The sequence below is a fragment of the Daejeonella sp. genome, assembly GCF_049655485.1.
Classification (GTDB): domain Bacteria; phylum Bacteroidota; class Bacteroidia; order Sphingobacteriales; family Sphingobacteriaceae; genus Daejeonella.
The window spans coordinates 1-19643 of record NZ_JBASJU010000225.1 but is presented as its reverse complement, the minus strand read 5'-3'; the positions used below and the strand labels follow the sequence as shown (position 1 = coordinate 19643).

At 41.3% G+C, this 19643-nt stretch carries 12 protein-coding genes; 8 read left to right on the top strand and 4 right to left on the bottom strand.

The window, feature by feature from the left end; translation table 11 throughout:
• Nucleotides 1-1642 (bottom strand): ThuA domain-containing protein (locus WBJ10_RS09635; RefSeq protein ID WP_424289707.1); only part of this gene is annotated, 1642 nt, incomplete at its 3' end.
• 454 nt (nucleotides 1643-2096) lie between these two features.
• Between WBJ10_RS09635 and WBJ10_RS09630 the strand changes: the two genes are divergently transcribed.
• The 5 genes from WBJ10_RS09630 to WBJ10_RS09610 all read left to right on the top strand — a co-directional run bounded on the left by WBJ10_RS09630 (nucleotide 2097) and on the right by WBJ10_RS09610 (nucleotide 8064).
• Nucleotides 2097-3341: a nucleoside permease gene (locus WBJ10_RS09630; RefSeq protein WP_424289705.1), complete on the top strand. Its 1245-nt coding sequence runs from the start codon at nucleotides 2097-2099 to the stop codon at nucleotides 3339-3341.
• Between the two features lie 93 nt (nucleotides 3342-3434).
• Nucleotides 3435-4316, top strand: a complete 882-nt coding sequence (locus tag WBJ10_RS09625) for a hydroxypyruvate isomerase family protein (protein WP_424289703.1) — start codon at nucleotides 3435-3437, stop codon at nucleotides 4314-4316.
• A 27-nt stretch (nucleotides 4317-4343) separates the two neighbouring features.
• Entirely contained in the window at nucleotides 4344-6023 is a 1680-nt protein-coding gene (locus WBJ10_RS09620) for a GMC oxidoreductase (protein WP_424289701.1), read from the top strand.
• Nucleotides 6024-6027: 4 nt separating this feature from the next.
• Nucleotides 6028-6600, top strand: a complete 573-nt coding sequence (locus WBJ10_RS09615; RefSeq protein WP_424289699.1) for a gluconate 2-dehydrogenase subunit 3 family protein — start codon at nucleotides 6028-6030, stop codon at nucleotides 6598-6600.
• 18 nt (nucleotides 6601-6618) lie between these two features.
• Nucleotides 6619-8064, top strand: a complete 1446-nt coding sequence (locus WBJ10_RS09610; RefSeq protein WP_424289697.1) for a Gfo/Idh/MocA family protein — start codon at nucleotides 6619-6621, stop codon at nucleotides 8062-8064.
• 83 nt (nucleotides 8065-8147) lie between these two features.
• On the opposite strand, the gene WBJ10_RS09605 is transcribed toward WBJ10_RS09610, so the two are convergent.
• Genes WBJ10_RS09605 through WBJ10_RS09595 form a run of 3 tightly spaced genes read right to left on the bottom strand, consistent with a single transcriptional unit; the run spans nucleotide 8148 to nucleotide 12026 of the window.
• On the bottom strand, nucleotides 8148-9134 hold the full coding sequence (locus WBJ10_RS09605) for an acyl transferase (RefSeq protein WP_424289695.1): 987 nt from the start codon (nucleotides 9132-9134) through the stop codon (nucleotides 8148-8150).
• Between the two features lie 23 nt (nucleotides 9135-9157).
• A complete protein-coding gene (locus WBJ10_RS09600; RefSeq protein ID WP_424289693.1) occupies nucleotides 9158-9526 on the bottom strand; it encodes a hypothetical protein in 369 nt (122 codons plus the stop codon).
• Between the two features lie 58 nt (nucleotides 9527-9584).
• A complete protein-coding gene (locus tag WBJ10_RS09595; protein ID WP_424289691.1) occupies nucleotides 9585-12026 on the bottom strand; it encodes a penicillin acylase family protein in 2442 nt (813 codons plus the stop codon).
• 619 nt (nucleotides 12027-12645) lie between these two features.
• Between WBJ10_RS09595 and WBJ10_RS09590 the strand changes: the two genes are divergently transcribed.
• From WBJ10_RS09590 to WBJ10_RS09580, 3 genes are all read left to right on the top strand, one after another.
• Nucleotides 12646-15705 carry a SusC/RagA family TonB-linked outer membrane protein gene (locus WBJ10_RS09590; RefSeq protein WP_424289689.1) on the top strand — a complete coding sequence of 1020 codons (3060 nt, stop codon included), beginning with the start codon at nucleotides 12646-12648 and terminating at the stop codon, nucleotides 15703-15705.
• A gap of 52 nt (nucleotides 15706-15757) precedes the next feature.
• Nucleotides 15758-17293, top strand: a complete 1536-nt coding sequence (locus WBJ10_RS09585; protein WP_424289687.1) for a RagB/SusD family nutrient uptake outer membrane protein — start codon at nucleotides 15758-15760, stop codon at nucleotides 17291-17293.
• A 99-nt stretch (nucleotides 17294-17392) separates the two neighbouring features.
• A partial coding sequence (locus tag WBJ10_RS09580) for a VCBS repeat-containing protein (protein ID WP_424289685.1) occupies nucleotides 17393-19643 on the top strand: 2251 nt, incomplete at its 3' end.

The following is a 19643-nucleotide window of genomic DNA, read 5'->3' as shown; positions in this document are numbered from 1 at the left end:
TATAAGCGTAGTTGTTCCCAACAAAGAATGGCCAGCCGAAGAAACCCGCTTTCCGGGCCTGATTTATTTCATCGTATCCTCTTGGCCCCCTTTCCGGAATATCATTATTTGCGTCCGGGCCAACTTCTCCCCAATAAAGAAAATTAGTTTTACTGTCGACAGATATCCGATAAGGATTTCTATTACCCATTACGTAAATCTCCGGCCTGGTTTGAGGAGTGTTTGGCGGAAAAAGATTTCCTTCCGGAATTTCATAAGAGCCGTCTGCCTTAACCCTTATGCGAATGATCTTTCCGCGAAGATCGTTTGTGTTACCCGCACTTCGGCCTGCATCATATTGCTCCAGTCCCGGACGATTGTCCAAAGGCGCAAAACCTTTATTTGTAATTTGCTGGTTAGGAACATCAAATGGTGTTGAGTTATCGCCCGTAGATAAATATAAAAGACCGTCTGGCCCGAATGCAATCGACCCGCCGGTATGACAGCAGATTTCTCGCTGTGAATAGAGTTGCAGAATAATCTGTTCTGAAGACTTGTCTAATTTATCGTTCACGAATTTAAATCGCGACAAGCGGTTCACTGAAGTATCTATAGGACTATAGTATATATATACATAGTTATTTTCATTGAATTTAGGATCAGCAGCTATTCCGAGTATTCCTTCTTCAGCATTGACTCCCGGAGTGGAAGTTTTAGAATAAACATCCAATGATCCGACCTGGCTTATTTCTTTTGTTGCTCCTTTTAACAGCATGATTTCTCCCCGGCGCTGAACGATCAGAACGTCGAGATTCGGGAGAATCGTCATTTCAGTAGGCTCAAATAATGTTCCTTGAGTCAGTACGTTACGAACGAACCGGTTTTCTTCGGGTGCATTCGGTGTAGTTGCACGGGAGTAGTTGAGCGTAACATTAGTGCCGATGGCGAATTTTATCCCACCTAAAAGATGCTTAAGGTATAAAGGATCTGCATAAGATTCTTTAGTATGGCCCATTCCTGTATAAAACGCGCGTCCTCCATCATATTGATGATACCATGCAATGGGGTGGTTAGCTCCATTTTTTCCGCCTTCGTAAGTGGATTCATCCAGCGAAGCCAGGACTTTTACATTCGGGTTAAGGTTTTTATAATTATACCATTCATCTACACGCTTCCATCTTTCGGGCAAATGGCTGCTTGCCATATTGGTGCGGTCAGTTACATTCACAACTGCTTCCTGGGTTTTAGGATGGCTTAAAAAATATCCGCCAACCAATTTCCCATACCACGGCCAGTCGTACTCAGTATCAGCCGCAGCATGTACACCTGCAAAGCCGCCGCCAGCCTGTATATATCTTTCAAACGCTATTTGCTGAGGAGCGTTGAGGACATTTCCTGTCGAATTCAAAAACACGACAGCTTTGTATTTCTTAAGGGAGTCCTCCATAAAATAACTGCTGCTTTCGGTAGTATCCACATCAAATCCCTGCTCTTTTCCCATTTTGATTATAGCAGCTTTGCCAGCAGCTATTGATTCATGGCGGAAGCCGGCGGTATTACTGAAAACCAGGATTCGTGGTTTTACGGTTTGTTTCAACAGACTGAACGAGAGCAGCGATAGCAGTACTCCCACAGCCAGGAATGTTTTGGTTGAGTTTCTCATGGTTAATTGTTACGTTTTATATGCTTCCCCTAAGGATTGGAAATTTTATTTGCTTGTGTTATTTTTACTAGAATCAAGAACCGACATCAAAGAGAGTTAAAACAAAACAAGGAAAGAGAATTAATTTTCTTTCGGCTCAAGATTCAGTGGTTCCTGCTTTCTTACTGATCGACGTTTGACTTAACTCCTTATTACTTGTTCTTTGTTCTCTTAATTACTTGTTCTTTGTTCTCTTATTGTATGAATTTTAAAAATAAAAATATACATTTATTTAATACAAGTAAACTAAATTACAACAATGCAATAGTGCCATTTGTCTGATCTAAGGAGCAAAAATATAATAGCTTCGTGTATAAACTACACCATTGCCTTATATTCAGCTATTTAACATTAGGCATTTTAATTTTATTCAACATTTTAAAATTCAAATTAATTTAAAAAACCAAGTACTAGTATGACCCCGACCAATCGTTTTAAGTTGTCACTGATGATGTTTTTAGAGTTCTTTATTTGGGGGGCATGGTTTGTTACCCTTGGAACGTTCCTTGGCAAAGAGCTTTCCGCAACCGGAGCACAGGCATCTGCTGTTTTTTCTACACAATCTTTCGGGGCCATCATCGCACCTTTTATCATCGGATTAATTGCTGACCGGTATTTTAATGCGGAAAAAATCCTTGGTATCCTTCATCTTATTGGAGCAGTACTGATGTTTCAAATGTATAATTCAACGGACTTCGCCGGTTTTTACCCATATGTTTTTGCTTATATGGTCATGTTTATGCCAACATTAGCGTTAGTAAATTCGGTTTCCTTCAGGCAAATGAAAGATCCGGAAAAAGAATTTTCGTCGATCCGTATTTGGGGGACCATAGGATGGATTGTTGCAGGACTATGTATTAGTTTTCTTTTCCACTGGGATTCTCCGGAAGGAGTATCTGAAGGCTTGTTAAGGAATACTTTCCTGATGGCCGCTATTGTTTCTGTCATTTTGGGACTATTTAGCTTTACCCTTCCAAAAACACCTCCGGCAGTGGAAAAAGGGGAGAAAGTTACAATTTCTGATATTGTTGGACTCGATGCCTTGAAGCTTCTAAGCAATAAGAACTTCCTGATTTTCTTCGTGTCATCCATACTGATCTGTATCCCACTAGCGTTCTATTACCAGAATGCAAACCTCTTTCTAACGGAACTTGCTGTCGAAAACCCTACTGGCAAAATGACCATAGGGCAGATTTCAGAAGTATTGTTTTTGCTATTGCTTCCAGTGTTCTTTAGTAAGTATGGCTTTAAAATAACTATTCTGGTGGGGATGTTCGCCTGGGCAGCGCGATATGCATTATTTGCTTATGGCAATGCAAGTGATCTAAGTTTTATGCTCATCATAGGAATTGCTTTACATGGTATCTGTTATGATTTCTTTTTCGTCTCTGGCCAGATTTACACGGATTCCAAAGCTGGGAAAAAATATAAAAGTGCGGCACAGGGCCTTATAGCTCTTGCAACTTATGGCGTAGGAATGCTGATAGGTTTTTGGGTGGCGGGACTGGTTAGTGATGCTTACAAAATTTCTGATACGCAACACGACTGGCAATCTATTTGGTTAGTTGCAGCAGGTATTGCTGGCGTTGTAGCGGTTCTATTCCTTTTAACGTTTAATCAAAAGGAAGAGGATGCGTTAAGGAAATTGGAGGACCGGTAGGTGAAAACTGAAAACTGAAAACTGAAGGTGAAAGGATTGAGGTGGGAAGGTTAGAATAGATATTTTACTGTGCAGTATTAACACTTAAGGAAAATGGCAAGAAACGAGGATCGCCGTAAGGCACTAAAGAATATTATTGCTGGAACGGCTGCATTAACTGCGGGAGGCATGTTTTCATCTTTCCCGGTACAAGCGGCCCAATCCGTTCCACATAAAGGAAATATCAACCATGCTGTTTGCAGATGGTGTTTTAGCCAGCTTTCAGTTGAAGAACTGTGTATTGCATCCCGTGAAATAGGCATCAAGGGGATAGATCTTGTCGGACCTAAAGACTGGCCAACGCTTAAAAAATACGGTCTGGAGTCAAGCATGTGCAACGGTGCAGAAATTAATCTGATCCATGGCTTTAACGACAAACAGTATCATTCAAAGCTGATCGAGAAATATTCAGAAATGATCCCTTTGGTTGCTAAGTCAGGGTATAAAAACCTTATTTGCTTTAGCGGCAACCGGGCAGGTAAGGATGATGAAACCGGACTTGCTAATAGTACCGAAGGCCTTAAACAACTGATGTCGCTTGCGGAAAAACATAAGGTGACGCTGGTGATGGAACTCCTGAACAGTAAAATAGATCACAAGGATTACCAGTGTGATAAAACCCCATGGGGAGTTGAACTTGTAAAACGAGTGGGTTCCGACAATTTTAAGTTGCTCTATGATATTTATCATATGCAGATTGATGAGGGCGACGTGATTCGTACTATTAAGAATAATCATCAATACATAGCTCATTACCATACGGCCGGTGTTCCTGGCCGTCATGAATTGGATGAACTGCAGGAACTAAATTATCCGGCAATAATGAAGGCGATTGTTGAAACAGGGTTTAAAGGTTTTGTTGCACAGGAATTTATCCCGGTTAAAGCGGATAAATTGGCATCGTTGAGACAAGCGGTGGCTTTGTGTGATGTATAACTTACAACCTATAACTTACAACTCAAAATGGCAGACAATACTTACGATGCGATAGTAATAGGATCCGGTATCAGCGGCGGCTGGGCTGCGAAGGAGCTTACTGAAAAGGGCCTGAAAACTATCATGCTTGAGCGCGGAAGAAACATAGAACATATTAAAGACTATGTAAACGCGACTAAAGATCCATGGGATTTCCCACACCGGGGTGGCCGGACGCAGGAGATGATTGAAAACTATCCGGTTCTGAAGAGGGATTATCCTCTCAATGAAAAGAATTTGGATTTCTGGGTGAAAGATTTGGAAAGCCCATATACGGAGATTAAACGCTTTGACTGGTACCGCGGATATCATGTTGGTGGGCGGTCGCTGATGTGGGGCAGGCAAAGTTACCGTCTGAGTGAAATGGATTTTGAAGCGAATGCAAAAGACGGAATTGCCGTTGACTGGCCCATCCGTTATAAAGACCTGGAAAAATGGTATGGTTATGTAGAGCGTTTTGCCGGAATTAGTGGAAATAGAGACGGTCTGCCGCAGTTGCCAGACGGCGATTTTCAACCTGCCATGGAGCTGAATATTGTCGAAAAGGATGTGGCTGCCCGGGTAAAAAATCACTATAAAGGAGCACGTCACATGGTTATGGGCCGGGTGGCCAACATTACCCAGCCGCTTCAAAGCCGTACAAATTGCCAGTATCGAAACAAATGTTGGTTGGGATGCCCTTTTGGCGCCTATTTTAGCACGCAATCATCAACGTTGCCGGCAGCTGTGGCAACCGGTAATCTAACTCTTCGTCCTTTTTCTATAGTTACTAAGATTCTTTACGATAAGGATACAAAGAAGGCTAAAGGCGTCGAAGTGCTGGATGCCGAAACTAACAAGACCTATGAATATTTTGCAAAGGTCATTTTCTTAAATGCATCGGCTCTGAATTCCACATGGATATTAATGAATTCCGCGACTGATGTGTGGGAAGGCGGTTTAGGAAGCAGCAGCGGCGAACTCGGGCATAATCTGATGGACCATCATTTTCGGCTAGGCGCTTCGGGCCAGGCCGAGGGATATGATGATAAATATTATTACGGTCGCCGCCCCACCGGGATTTACATACCCCGCTTCCGGAATCTGGGAGATGAAAAGCGCGACTATATACGTGGATTTGGTTATCAAGGGGGAGCAAGCAGAGAGGGTTGGGGAAGGAATATCGCTGAAATGAACATTGGCGGCGACTTCAAAGATGCTTTATGCGAACCTGGAGCGTGGACCATGGGCATTACCGCATTTGGAGAAACCCTCCCATATCACGAAAATAAAGTCAGCCTGGATAAAACGAAAAAGGATAAATGGGGACTTAATGTTCTGGCTATCGATGCGGAAATCAAAGACAATGAAATGAAGATGCGTAAGGACATGATGCAGGATGCAAAAGACATGCTGGAAGCGGGTGGCCTGAAAAACGTTACGACCTATGACAACGGCTATACGCTTGGGATGGGGATCCACGAGATGGGAACGGCCCGTATGGGTCATGATCCTAAAACTTCGGTTTTAAATAAATTTAATCAGGTTTGGGATGCAACAAATGTGTACGTTACTGACGGCGCTGCTATGACTTCCGCGGCATGTCAGAATCCTTCACTAACTTATATGGCATTAACGGCCAGGGCTGTTGATCACGCTGTAACCGAATTAAAAAAAGGTAATATTTAAGGTCATGGATAGAAGAGAAGCAATAATGCAGGTAAGCTGGATTCTCGGAGGAACTATTATTGGTTCCAGTATATTCCTGGAAACAGGGTGTAAAACCAGTACCGAGAAGGCTGCAGATTTTTTTGATGTTGAAACTATTGCGCTGTTAAACGAAATGGGGGAGACTATTTTGCCCGCAACCAGTACCCCCGGCGCGAAAGAGGCAAAGGTGGGCGAGTTTATGGCCGTGATGGTTAAAGACTGCTATACGCCTCAAGATCAGGGAATATTTCGCGAGGGCATCAAAAGGCTTGAAAAAAGGTGCAAGGATGAAACTGGGAAATCATTTATGGAATGCAATTTAAAAGAACGCACTGATTTTTTTGTAAAGATGGATAGCTTGCAAACGGCATATATGTCAACTAAAACTACGGAACAACCATCGCACTATTTCAGGATGATAAAGGAATTAACTCTTTTGGGATTTTTTACGTCTGAAGTTGGATCGACAAAGGCAATGCGCTATATAGAAACACCTGGCAGATATGATGGAAACGTTCCCTACAAAAAAGGGGATCGCATGTGGGCTAATTCATAATTTTAATAGAATAAGTAAATGAAGAAACAAGAAAACAACACCTCAAGAAGAGATTTTGTGAAGACGGCGGCAGTGGCAGCCGCAGCGTTTACGATCGTGCCCAGGCATGTACTTGGCGGGCCGGGTTTTATCGCCCCTAGCGACAAACTACTAATTGCCGGAGTTGGTGTAGGTGGGAAGGGACAAAGTGACCTTACAGGCTTCGCAAGGAATCCAAAGGCGGAAGTGGCCTTTTTATGCGACGTGGATGACAGGCGTGCCGCAGCTTCGGTTAAGAATTTTCCGAAAGCTAAATATTACAGAGACTGGCGAGAGATGTTTGATAAGGAACATCGTAATTTTGATGCAGTGTCTGTTTCTACCCCTGATCATAATCACGCGATAATTACGCTTGCCGCGATCCAGAAGAAGAAACATGTATATGTTCAAAAGCCTTTAACGCACGATATTTACGAAGCCAGGGTACTAACAGAGGCGGCGAAGAAATATAAAGTGGTAACTCAAATGGGTAATCAGGGTTCATCGTCTGATGGATCAAGAAAACTTACGGAATGGTATAATGCCGGAATAATTGGTGATGTTCATACCGTTTATTGCTGGACGGATCGCCCGGTATGGCCACAGGGTATTCCATGGCCAACAACTAAGGCAGAAGTTCCAAAGGAACTTGACTGGAACTTATGGCTGGGAACGGCACCTTACACAGAATATGTAAACAAACTCATTCCGTTCAACTGGAGAGGATGGTGGGATTACGGAACAGGAGGAATAGGCGATATGGGATGTCACTTAGTCGATGCACCATTTAGGACCCTTGGACTGACATATCCGACAGAAGTGGAATGTAGCGTTGGTAGCGTCTATGTTGATGAATTTAAACGAGGATATTTCCCGGAAAGTTGCCCTCCTTCGTCACATGTGATTATGACGTTTAATCCTGAAAAACAGAAAAATACACCTATCAGATTACATTGGATGGATGGCGGTATCCAGCCTGAAAGACCAGCAGAACTTGGAGCCGACGAAAGATTCGGAGATGGTGGTAACGGTGTTCTTTTTGTAGGAACGAAAGGTAAAATGCTTTGTGATACTTATGGCAGGAACGCCAGGTTATTGCCTCTTTCAAGAATGGATGATGTTGACGTGCCTGAAACACTTGCACGGGTACCTGAGCAGGAAGCGGGTCATTATACTCAATGGGTTGATGCGGCTATTGCTGGTTATGGAAAAATGGAATTGAGTTCAGACTTCGCAGTTGCAGGTCCTTTAACGGAGTCATTGCTTATCGGAAATCTGGCACTACGTGCATTTGATCTTCGTGTGCCTAATGGTAATAGCTTCCGTTATCCGGGCAGATATAAAAAGCTTCTTTGGGATTCACCAAATATGAAAGTTACCAATTTCGATGAAGCTAACCAGTTTGTGAAACGCAAGTATAGGGATGGTTGGGAGCTTAATGTTTAAATGAAGTTGTACGTCATAAGTTTTACGTTATACGTTTGCAAGGCGATAAGACAGAATGTCTAGTAACTTAAAACGTATAACTTTTATTGAACGAGAAGGTTACACCCCCTAATATCACTATTATCAAACCTGCCTAAAACTTCGAAGGTCCCATCCTTCGAAGTTTTTCCCAGGTCTTGTGTCGCAATAAAAGAACAGGAATTAATATTTGCAAGATCAATCACATTAATGCCACCGGTATCTCCGACTCCCAGTATCTCCAGGGGATCATTAGTATCCCGTATTAATATTTTCATCCATGGTGGGCAATGAAAAATACCCGCACCTGGCGAATATGCTTGGGATAAAAGCTCTGTCATGCCATATTCAGAATGGATCACCGGCACGCCAAATCCGGCGCATAATTTGTCGTGTAACTCAGTTCTAACCATTTCCCTTCTTTTTCCTTTCATTCCACCGGTTTCCATGACTATTAAACCTGGGAACTCTAAAAAGTGGCTTTCAACGAAATCCAGAAGGGCATATGTAACGCCAATCAAAATTGAAGGTGTTTTCGATCTTTTTAGTGCCAGTAGTTTCTCGTGGAGTGCTTTGTGATCATAAAGATAAAATCCACTATGATCGTTATCACTGGCGCTGATAAGATCATCCGCCATATAAATTAGCGAGGACCCGTCGCGCTCGAGATAAGAAGGCAGTAATGCCAGTACAGCGTATTTCGTGATATCACCATAGAAAATTTCAAATGCTTTTCTGAAGCTCTGAACATAGACACTGACGTCGAGCACCAGATGTCTGCTTTGAGTCATCCCTGTTGTGCCTGAACTAGTGAAGATTTCTTCGGGTTCTCCCGAATCTGAGATTATCTCCCGGTTTTTAAAGAATTCAATTGGAAGGAAGGGGATTTGACTGATGCTTTCTATATCTGCAGAATTGATGCGTAGATTTTCTACAAATTCTTTGTAAACCCGGCAATTTTCAGCCTGGAATCGGAATATCTCTAACGCAATACTTTCGAATTGCGATGAATACTGGATAGAAAATATATCATCGGGGGTAATCTTTCGCACCGCCAAAGATACAATTTGATGGCTTATTTACTTCCCTGCTTTTCAGGTATTACCACCGCCTGACGGACATGATAGCCGGCCAGAGCTGAGAAGCCCGTAGTCAATCCACCAATTATACCTGAAATTAAAAGAACGATCACCCAGTTTACCGTAGTCTCGGGCAAGCCGAGCATAGCCCCGACCCGGTTGGCAAGGATATGTTCATTAGGAATACTATAAAATAAGCCAAGGATTATCCATAAAGTGAACAAGGCAAAAAAACCCGACCAAAAAGCATGTGTACTATTTTCTGCCTTCCAGAAAGCTGCGCCAAAAGCCAATGGGGTAATTATCCACCACGGAAGAAATAACTGGAAAACAAAACAGAGTGCGGCAATGAGGAGTAATAACATGTTTTTATATTAATAATTTATAATTAGTCGACGGATAATTTTTAATTGACTTCCCTTATCACTTCGACATTTTCCAGGTACTAACTATGCTTTTTGATTTTTCGTCCTTTGATTTGAGATAGATCAGTTCATTCAACTTTCCCTCAGACCAGGTATCAATCATATTGTCGTAATATGGGCTACCGGGATTCCCAGATTCGCCGCCTGGAAACACACCATAAGCCTTCACATTTTTCCCTAGGGCAACAACCATCCTCCAGGAAGGTCCATTGCTCTCACTCATCGCATTAACCGACGTTTTCGATCCCCCATTATTTAGAAACTTAGAACCGAAACCGGCAACTTTCGCCAGGTGAGGCACATTTGTATGTTTTACATTCCCCCATCCCCAGTCATCGTTCAGGGGTCCAAACCGGCGGTGGAGACTATCAATTGCTAATTTAAAAGCTTTATTTACTGCATCCGTCCGGGTTTCCTTCTGTGCAGTATGGACGTTGTCGAACCAGCGGGAATCGGGTTCATTCAAAAGCAATTCAACACTTCTGTCGCGTGAAGGATATCGCATAGGAACTTTTGGGTCACCCAGATCATCATGCCAAATTTCTTTAGCCAGGACTTTATGCCACAATTCAAATATACTTGCACCAACTTCATCTGCATTGAAAAATTTATTCCACCTGCTCACTATATTATAGCCTTCACGCTCGCTGGCATTCAGCCTGTCCGTGTTCACCAGCCCGATCAGTGTGGGTAAAATATTTTCCGCCAGTATACTATAGTTATCGTTTTGCAAATTTATCAGGCTATCTACATTTGCATTAGTCATAACGGTAAGGCGCTGGTTTATTCTATGCCCACGTTCGTAAGGTGCGAATTCCCAGTTGATGTAATAGGGATAGGTCGTGTCAGTTAACGATTGATTAGCAGAACTAACGAAATTTCTAGGCGGATTTTTAACTGTTGGATTTTGGTCAGCCGGAATACGCCCCTTCCAATCGTTAGCAGGAAGGGAACCATCCAGTAGAAATTTTCCATGTCCCTGCCATTTACCCGGAAAATATCCGCTGGGACTTATAGAAATGTCATTCTCAACACTCGCAAAAATAAAGTTTTGCGCAGGTGCGGAGTAGTGGACAAGTGCTTCCCGATAATCAGCGTAGTTTTTAGCCCGGTTTAATTTATAGAAAGTTTTAACGTCGTTGGAGCCGTCGTGAGCTACCCAGCGCAAAGCGTGGCCTGTTGGAATATTATCGGCCTTGGAAAAATCGACTGGCCTCTGCTCGGTAGTATATACGATCGGCCCGTGGTGGGTGTAATAAACGCTATCCGTTATTGTTTTACCCCCCTTAACTCCAATGGTTTCCACGCGTACGCTAACCGGGTTCCATTTGTTATTGTACCAGTACTCTTTTTGGGAAGCATCTTTAAATTTAATGTTGTACCAATCCAGCACGTCCGCGCCAACGTTAGTGACGCCCCAGGCAATAGTTTCATTAAAGCCGATAATAATACCCGGTGCGCCTGGAATAGAAACTCCACATACGTTCATACCTCGCGATACCACCTGGATTTGATACCATATGGATGGCAGCGTGATGTCCAGATGGGGATCATTGGCCAGCAGGGGGTATCCGCTTCTGGTTTTAGCACCGGATAGTGCCCAGTTATTACTTCCAATTCCCTCTTCGATTTCTCGTGTTTTTATCTGATAAGATGCTTTATTTTCGCTCAATACCTCGGGTGCTGGAGGAATAGGAATTGGGTTGAATTCCCATTTGGTGCCATTCGGTATAATGGGATCTTCCTTAAAAGGATAATCTGGAAATAGATTTTGTGTTATTTCGGGTCCGTACTTGTTTAAAATGTTTGTCATGTAGAATTCATTCGACCCGCCGGCGAGCGTGGCCGACATAAGCTTAAGCAACAATGCAGAATTCAAGGGTTTCCAATCCTCCGGTGCGTAATTCAAAAGCTTAAACTCTAAAGGGTAATCTCCAGGTTTCAATGAGTGGATGTACGCGTTTACACCTGCTGCATATGCTTCCATGGTTTCCTTTATTTCAGGATCCTTCATCATCACCTTTACCATGTTTTCTGCACCATAGGCCATACCCATTCTACGTTGATACCTGTCGAGTTCGATAGCTTTTGGGCCCACTACTTCAGAGAGCCGGCCTGAAGCAAAACGTGTTTGAAAATCCATCTGCCAGAGGCGATCTTTTGCAGTGATAAATCCCTGGGCGAAATATAGATCGTAATCGTTTTCGGCGAAAATGTGTGGTACCATCTGTTCATCAAACTTGACTTCGACAGGCCCTTTCAAGCCATCAATATTAAAAGATTTCTCCACCTTTTGATCAATAGCTTCAGCATTTTTCCAAAATCCCCGGAAGGGATCGAGAAATTTGCCCATTGGTGGAATATCGCCGAATTTCGTATTTAAAGAAATAACTAATGCGAGCGCTATGAGGGTGTATAAAAGTGCCTTTATAATTTTCATTTTAATCTATTTGATTGTCGTGCCTCCGAAACTTGTACGAGCATTTCCTGTCATCTCACTGGTCCAAATCCTTTTGCAACGTAATAGCTTTAAATATGTCGAAAAAAAATTTATAAATAAATATTGAGAAATCTTGTCCTTTTAATTTTATGCTTTCAACTGCAGATTTTCAATGTTAATGTAATCAGCCTTATGTACCCTCAAGCTCAAAACTGACGTGCTGTTGTTTATCTAAATATATTTTTAGCTATGCCAGGAACTGGTTTTATTATACATAAACCCCGGGAAACTATACATTTATGATAATCTTTATTTCAATTAAAATTTTTCATAATTTGATGCAATAATTTTTGGATGTCTTAAAAAAATAAACTATTTTTATTTTTCGGGAACAGTACCGGAACTTAAATTAAATTAATTACTGCTTTATATTTAGTAATTTATTCGAGATATAATAATACTAAACTTATTGAAAACGTATTTAACACAACTTTAATAATCCATATAATTACAAGAGGAAGAATCTTTACCATCAATCTTTAAAGAGGAAAAATAATTATTAAAGTCAAAGCTCTTACAACAAAAACTTTACTAAACATTTCTACTAAATTAATAAGCTATGGGTACAAAACTTTTACTTTCAAAGATTCTTTTTTGTATTGTTCTGCTAATGTTCGTTGGCTCTGCGTATGGGCAGAACACAACCATTTCCGGAACGGTTACAGATACTAAGGACAGGCAAACTTTAATAGGGGTCTCTGTCAAAGTTAATGGAACTAGTATTGGTACAAGTACTGGTCCTGATGGAACCTATCGAATATCCGTTCCAAATAATGCAACCACACTGGTTTTTTCTTATTTAGGTTACAACAATCTTGAAGTGAGTATTGGTGGACGAACATCAATCAACGTATCTCTTGAACCAAGTAATACTTCATTAAGTGAAGTAGTAGTTGTCGGATATGGCACTCAAAAGAAATCAGATGTAACTGGTGCGACAGCTACAGTACTTGCTAAAGACCTTAACGCTGGGGTAGTTAATAACCCATTACAAGCAATACAAGGAAAAGTAGCCGGTTTGAACATTGTATCAAGTGGCGGTGATCCTACTAATAATCGGCCTACCATTCGTTTAAGGGGGACTTCATCATTAAGTGCAAACAGCGAACCGCTAATTGTAATTGATGGTGTAGCTGGTGTAAGTTTAAATAGTGTTGCACCGGAAGACATTGAACAAATGGATGTTTTGAAAGATGCCTCAGCTGCTGCAATTTATGGTTCCAGAGGAGCTAACGGGGTTATCATTGTGACTACCAAACGTGGAAAAGCAGGCAAAGCTACCGTTGAGTTGAATAGTTATGCAGGGATGGAACAGATTGCCAATGTATTGGACTTTTTAAGTCCGGATGAATATGTTTCCAAGCTAAGTGAATTAAATTTAAATGTTTCTGCTAATGATTATGGCGCGCGAACCAATTGGTTTGATGAAATTACACGCGATGCCATCAGTCACAATCAGAACCTTTCAATATCCGGAGGTGCTGAAAATTTTAATTATCGTGGGTCTGTTGTTTATATGGACCAACCTGGGATTGCCCTTAATTCTGGAATGGATCGTCTAAATGCACGTCTGAACCTGAGCCAAAAGATGTTCGATGAAAAACTTGAAGTACAATTATTGTTATCTCAGCAACAATCAAACAGACAATTTGTAGATTATTTTTCTTTTTTGCTTGCAGGTAGGATCAACCCAACTTTCCCTGTTAGAAATGATCAGGGATCTTATCTGCAGCCTGGCGTAGCTGGATTTGACGTATTTAATGGAAAGAGAATACCTGGGGGGTTTGAAATTGAAAATCCTGTGGCTCGCATGGAAGAGTTAACCAATGAAGCAAAACAAAGAGAAACACTCGGAAATCTTAAAGTATTTTTCACGCCGGTTAAGGGCTTGCGTTTTGGTTTAAATACATCTGTCAATAGTTTTAACGAAAACCGTGGATTTTTCAGGCCAAGTACGTTTAAAGCAGGAGGGAATGATTTGTCTTCAGCTTCACGCAATTCCCGGGAAGTTATCGACCGTCTAACTGAAGCGACAGGGCAATACTCTCAAACTGCCGGAAAGCATTCGTTTGATGTTCTTGCAGGATATACCTACCAAAAGTTATCTAATGACGGTTTCAATGCATCAAATACTGGTTTCCCTGATGTGTTTGGATATAACCAGCTTTCTGCAGGTAACAATAATGCTGACGGTTCTACTAACCGTGTAGTGGGGTCGTATAAATCAGAAGCGATCCTGGTAGGATTTATTGGCCGTTTAAATTATGCTTTCAATGATAAATATCTGCTGACCGCCAATATCAGACGGGACGGTTCGTCGAGGTTTGGTGAAAATAACCGATGGGGATGGTTTCCTTCAGTTTCTGTAGGATGGCGCTTGAAACAGGAAGGATTTCTTCAAAATGTTGACTTTATCGACGATTTAAAACTAAGGGTCGGTTATGGTGTAACGGGTAATCAGGAAGGTATATACGATTACGCTTCCCGTTTGTTATACGGCCCTCAGGGATCATATTTTACCAATGGAGGATTCCAAACAGCATACAATTACAGCCAGAATGCAAACCCTGATCTGCAATGGGAAACATCTGCGATGACTAATATCGGGCTAGATTTTGGTATCCTGAAGGGAAGACTGAATGGCTCACTGGAATTTTATAATAAAAACACAAAAGATGTTCTGTTCGATTACGGTATAGCAATCGGGTCAACTTACGGAAGCGATAATTTGACAGCTGTTGTTGGTTCAGTATTAGCTAATGTTGGTAGAATTAATAACAAGGGAGTGGAATTGGCTTTGGATTATCTCGCAATAGATAAGACCGATTTCCAATGGCGTACTAATGTAAATTTTGCACATAATCGAAATGAAGTCAAATCACTGTCATCAGGTATATTTGCATACAATCCCGCATCCCCAAGAACCTATGGTGGTTATGGAAGCGGACAGGGTGGTATCGCGCAGCCTGTTGTATTGCAGGAAGGCTACCCGATTGGTCAGTTCTTCGGCCCCAAATTCCTCGGCTTCGGAAAAAATGCTGATGGTTCACCAAAGTATAACTGGCAAGATTTTGGCGGAGGCGGTAACGATCCGTTCGGAAAGGATCGCACGTACATTGGTAGTGCACAACCTGATCTGATATTTGCCTGGGGAAATAATTTTACGTTTAAGCGTTTTGATTTTAACTTCTTACTACGTGGGGCACTTGGACATCAAATAGTTAACGGACCTTATATTTATTCAGCGAACCCGAACAGGTTTCCTGGCAACAATGCTTTAGTCGATGCCTTTTCTACTGGTATTCCTACTGGTCTATCACCGGCCTTTTCTAGCTTATGGGTAGAAGATGGCGATTTTGTACGCTTAGATAATTTCCGTTTAGCTTACCGTTTGCCTAACTTCGTTAAATACCTTTCTAATGCGCAGGTTTATATTGCCGGAAACAATACTTTCGTATTAACTAAATATCGTGGAATTGACCCTGAACCTAGATTAGGTGCAACCCGTGATATTTATGGAGGTTCTGATGTAGGAGCAAATTTATCTCCGGGAATTGAGCCAATTACATTTTACCCTAGAACGCGTTCTTTCTCACTTGGATTTTCGTTGATATTTTAGAATCTAAGTTTTGCAGATATTCGTATTTATAAAGAATGATTTAATTAAAAAAATGATGAAAATATTTAAGTCAAGCAGAATCATAGCAGGAGTATTTACAACTGTCATCTTAATAAGTTTAAACTCTTGCTCTGATTTGTTGGAGCCAGAGGTCTACGACCGTGCTGAAGCTTCCAAATTTCCTCAAAATGAGAAAGAATTATTATCAACTGTAGGGGCAACCTACGGTCAGTTGCGTGGATATTATGATCCGGTTACTGTTCTTAATTCGGCGACATCCGATGAAATGGTTGTTCCTACCCGTGGACCGGATTGGTTCGATAACGCATCTTGGCAGCAGATGGCAAAACACGATTGGACTCCAGTATCTCCAGGGCAAATAAACGGTTCCTGGGAATGGGCTTATAGAGTTATTGCAGGTTCGAATATCAATATTAAGGCTATTTCTGGGAGTACGCTACAGGTTGACGGTAAAGATGCAATTTTAGCGGAATTGAGATTATTACGTGCCTTCGCCTATTACTCGTTAATGGATATGTTCGGCAATGTTCCAATAATTACCGAAACATCGCCCGCAGGAAATGCTGTGCAAAATACCCGTGCAGAAGTCTACGCGTTTGTTGTAAAAGAAATTACCGAGGCTCTTCCTAAACTTCGGGATGAAAAAGGGCAGCAAGTTTATGGCCGTTTTACTAAAGGCGCAGCAAATACATTGCTTGCTAAGGTATATCTCAACGCCCAGGTGTACACAGGAACACCGAGATGGCAGGAAGCGTTAGCCGCTACCAACGCGGTGATCAGTTCTCCGGCAGCTTATTCTTTGACTGCCAACTACCTGGACAATTTCGCCGTGAATAACGGAAACAATTCCAATACGTACGGTGAGAATATTCTGGCTGTTCCGTACGATAAAGTGCTGGCCGGAGGTATGAATTGGCAAATGAGGACACTTCACTATGCTCAGGGCGGCGTTTACGGACTACCAGGAAATCCTTGGAATGGATTTGCAACTCGTGCAGATTTTTACAACTCATTTTCTGATGGGGATGCAAGGAAAGCTATTTGGCTTGAAGGTCCTCAGAAAGATAAAGCAGGTAATGTACTCCGGTTTACTGATGCAGTAGACAACGTAAACAAGGAATTGAATTTCACACCTAAAATTTCTTCATTAGAAAAAGCTTTTGCCAATGAAGGTGTTCGTAACGTAAAATACGAGGTTCAAACCAACAATAATCGGTTTGATCAGGATAATGATTTCGTCCTGTTTCGGTTCGCTGATGTTCTTTTAATGAAAGCGGAAGCATCACTTCGTCTGGGGAATTCAGCAGAGGCGTTGACTCTTGTTAATCGCGTACGTGAACGCGCGAAAGCTGCACCATTATCTTCTGTTACGCTTGATGTATTGCTTGCAGAACGCGGCCGTGAATTTGCCTGGGAAGGTTGGCGTAGAAGTGATCTGATTCGTTTTGGTAAATGGAGCAGTTCATGGGAGTTTAAATCAAATAGTCAGCCACACCGTTCGTTATTTCCAGTTCCTGCTCAACAGATATCTAATAATCCTAATCTGAAACAAAACCCAGGTTACTAAGACGTCAATTATAGAATTTTTGTAAAAAAGCAAGTTATTTTAGCTTGCTTTTTTTATTATTAACTAACTTTTATCAATAGGGTAGATTTGGAGTATTGAATGACAGGAAGAATAAAGATCTGCATATTATTACTTATACTTTTCACTTTTTCTGCTTGCGAAAAGAAGACCTCACTTCAATTGGGCTTATTTGAGAAAATTAGTCCCGATAAATCAAATGTTCATTTCATCAATACGGTTGAAAGCACACCAGAGATGAACATTTTTAGTTACCGTAATTTTTATAATGGCGGTGGTGTAGCTATTGGCGATGTAAATAACGATAGCTTACCTGATATTTATTTAACGTCAAACACCGGTAAGAACCACCTGTACTTAAATAAAGGAAACTTTGTTTTTGAAGATATTACCGAACAGGCTAAAGTGGAAGGTAATCAGGCATGGAGTACTGGCGTTACCATGGCTGATGTAAACGCGGATGGTTATCTGGATATTTATGTTTGCAATTCAGGTGAAGTTACAGGTGATAACCGTAAAAATGAGCTTTTCATAAATAGTGGAAAAACACAAAACGGAGTTCCTGTTTTTAGCGAACGAGCGGCTGAATATTCTTTAGATGATCAAGGTTATTCAACACATGCTGCTTTTTTCGATTTTGATAGAGATGGAGATTTGGACGTATATCTGCTTAATAACAGTTCTTACCCGGTAAGCCGACTTGGTTATACTAACATCAGGAATGAACGGGATAAATTAGGGGGAGATAAGCTGCTTCGTAATGACAATGGAAAATTTGCAGACGTAAGCGAGCAGGCCGGTATATACGGCAGTTTAATTGGTTTCGGCCTGGGTATAACGATTGGCGATGTCAATAATGATAACTGGGCGGATATTTTTATTTCAAACGATTTCTACGAAAGAGATTACCTCTATATCAATAATAAAAACGGAACTTTTACGGAGGCTGGTAAAGAATGGATGGAACACCAAAGTCTTTCATCCATGGGTGCTGACATTGCTGATATTAACAACGATGGCAGCCTGGATATCTTTGTTACCGATATGCTCCCCGGTGATGATGTCCGGTTAAAAACAACTTCCCAATATGAAAGCTATGAATTGCAGCAGTTGAAGTTTTCTAAAGACTTTCATTATCAGTACATGCAGAATATGTTGCATTTAAATAACGGCGATCAAACATTTAGTGAGGTAGCCCGGCTTTCAGGTGTGCATGCAACAGACTGGAGTTGGGGTGCGCTTCTTTTTGATATGGACAATGATGGTCTAAAAGACATTTTCGTCGCAAACGGAATTTATAACGATTTGACGGATCAGGATTTTGTAAATTTCTTAGGAAGTGAAGAAGCGATGCAAGGAGCGATCAACGGCGGTGGATATGATTACAATAAGCAATTGATATCTAAAATGTCATCTACACCAATCCCGAATTATGCTTTCAAGAATACTGGAAATTTAAAATTCGTTAATAATGCGAAAGAATGGGGTTTAAACGAACCGGGGTTTTCTAATGGCGCCGCTTATGGTGATTTAGATAATGACGGGGACCTGGATCTTGTAGTAAATAATGTAAATGCCCTTGCGTCAATATTTAAAAACAAGGCAACAGAAGATTTAAAGCAGCACTACCTGCGTGTAAATCTTAAAGGCGGAGAAAAAAACCGGAATGGGATAGGTGCAAAAGTATATGTGCATCAAAATAGTAAGACTTTGTTACTACAACAGATGCCTAACAGGGGTTTTCAATCTTCCGTAGATTTAACTCTTGTGTTTGGATTAGGCAGGGAACAGATGATCGATTCTGTAGAAGTAATATGGCCGGATGATAAAAAGCAAGTACTGCAAAACGTAAAATCAGATAGTCAATTAACTTTAGATCATAAGCAGGCTGATCAGGAATTTACTATAAAGAAAGATATCGGCTTTAAGCCCTTTTATAACACTACTGAATCAGTAAAAATAGATTATACTCATCAGGAAAACCAGTTTGTAGATTATAACCGAGATGCCCTCTTAAAACAGATGTTTTCCACTCAAGGTCCAGCTCTGGCAATTGGGGATGCAAACGGAGACGGACTTGATGATGTTTATATAGGTGGAGCGGCGGGTAACCCCAAGCGATTATTTATTCAGAGTAAAAACGGTACTTTTTCTGATCATTCGAAAAGTTTTTTAGAAGATATAGCATCAGAGGATGTGGATGCTGTTTTTTTCGATGCCGATAATGATAAAGACCTTGATCTTTTTGTAGTGACAGGTAGTAACGAGTTTTTGCCAGGCGCGTCAGAACTTCTGGATAGGTTGTATATCAATGATGGAAAGGGGAATTTTA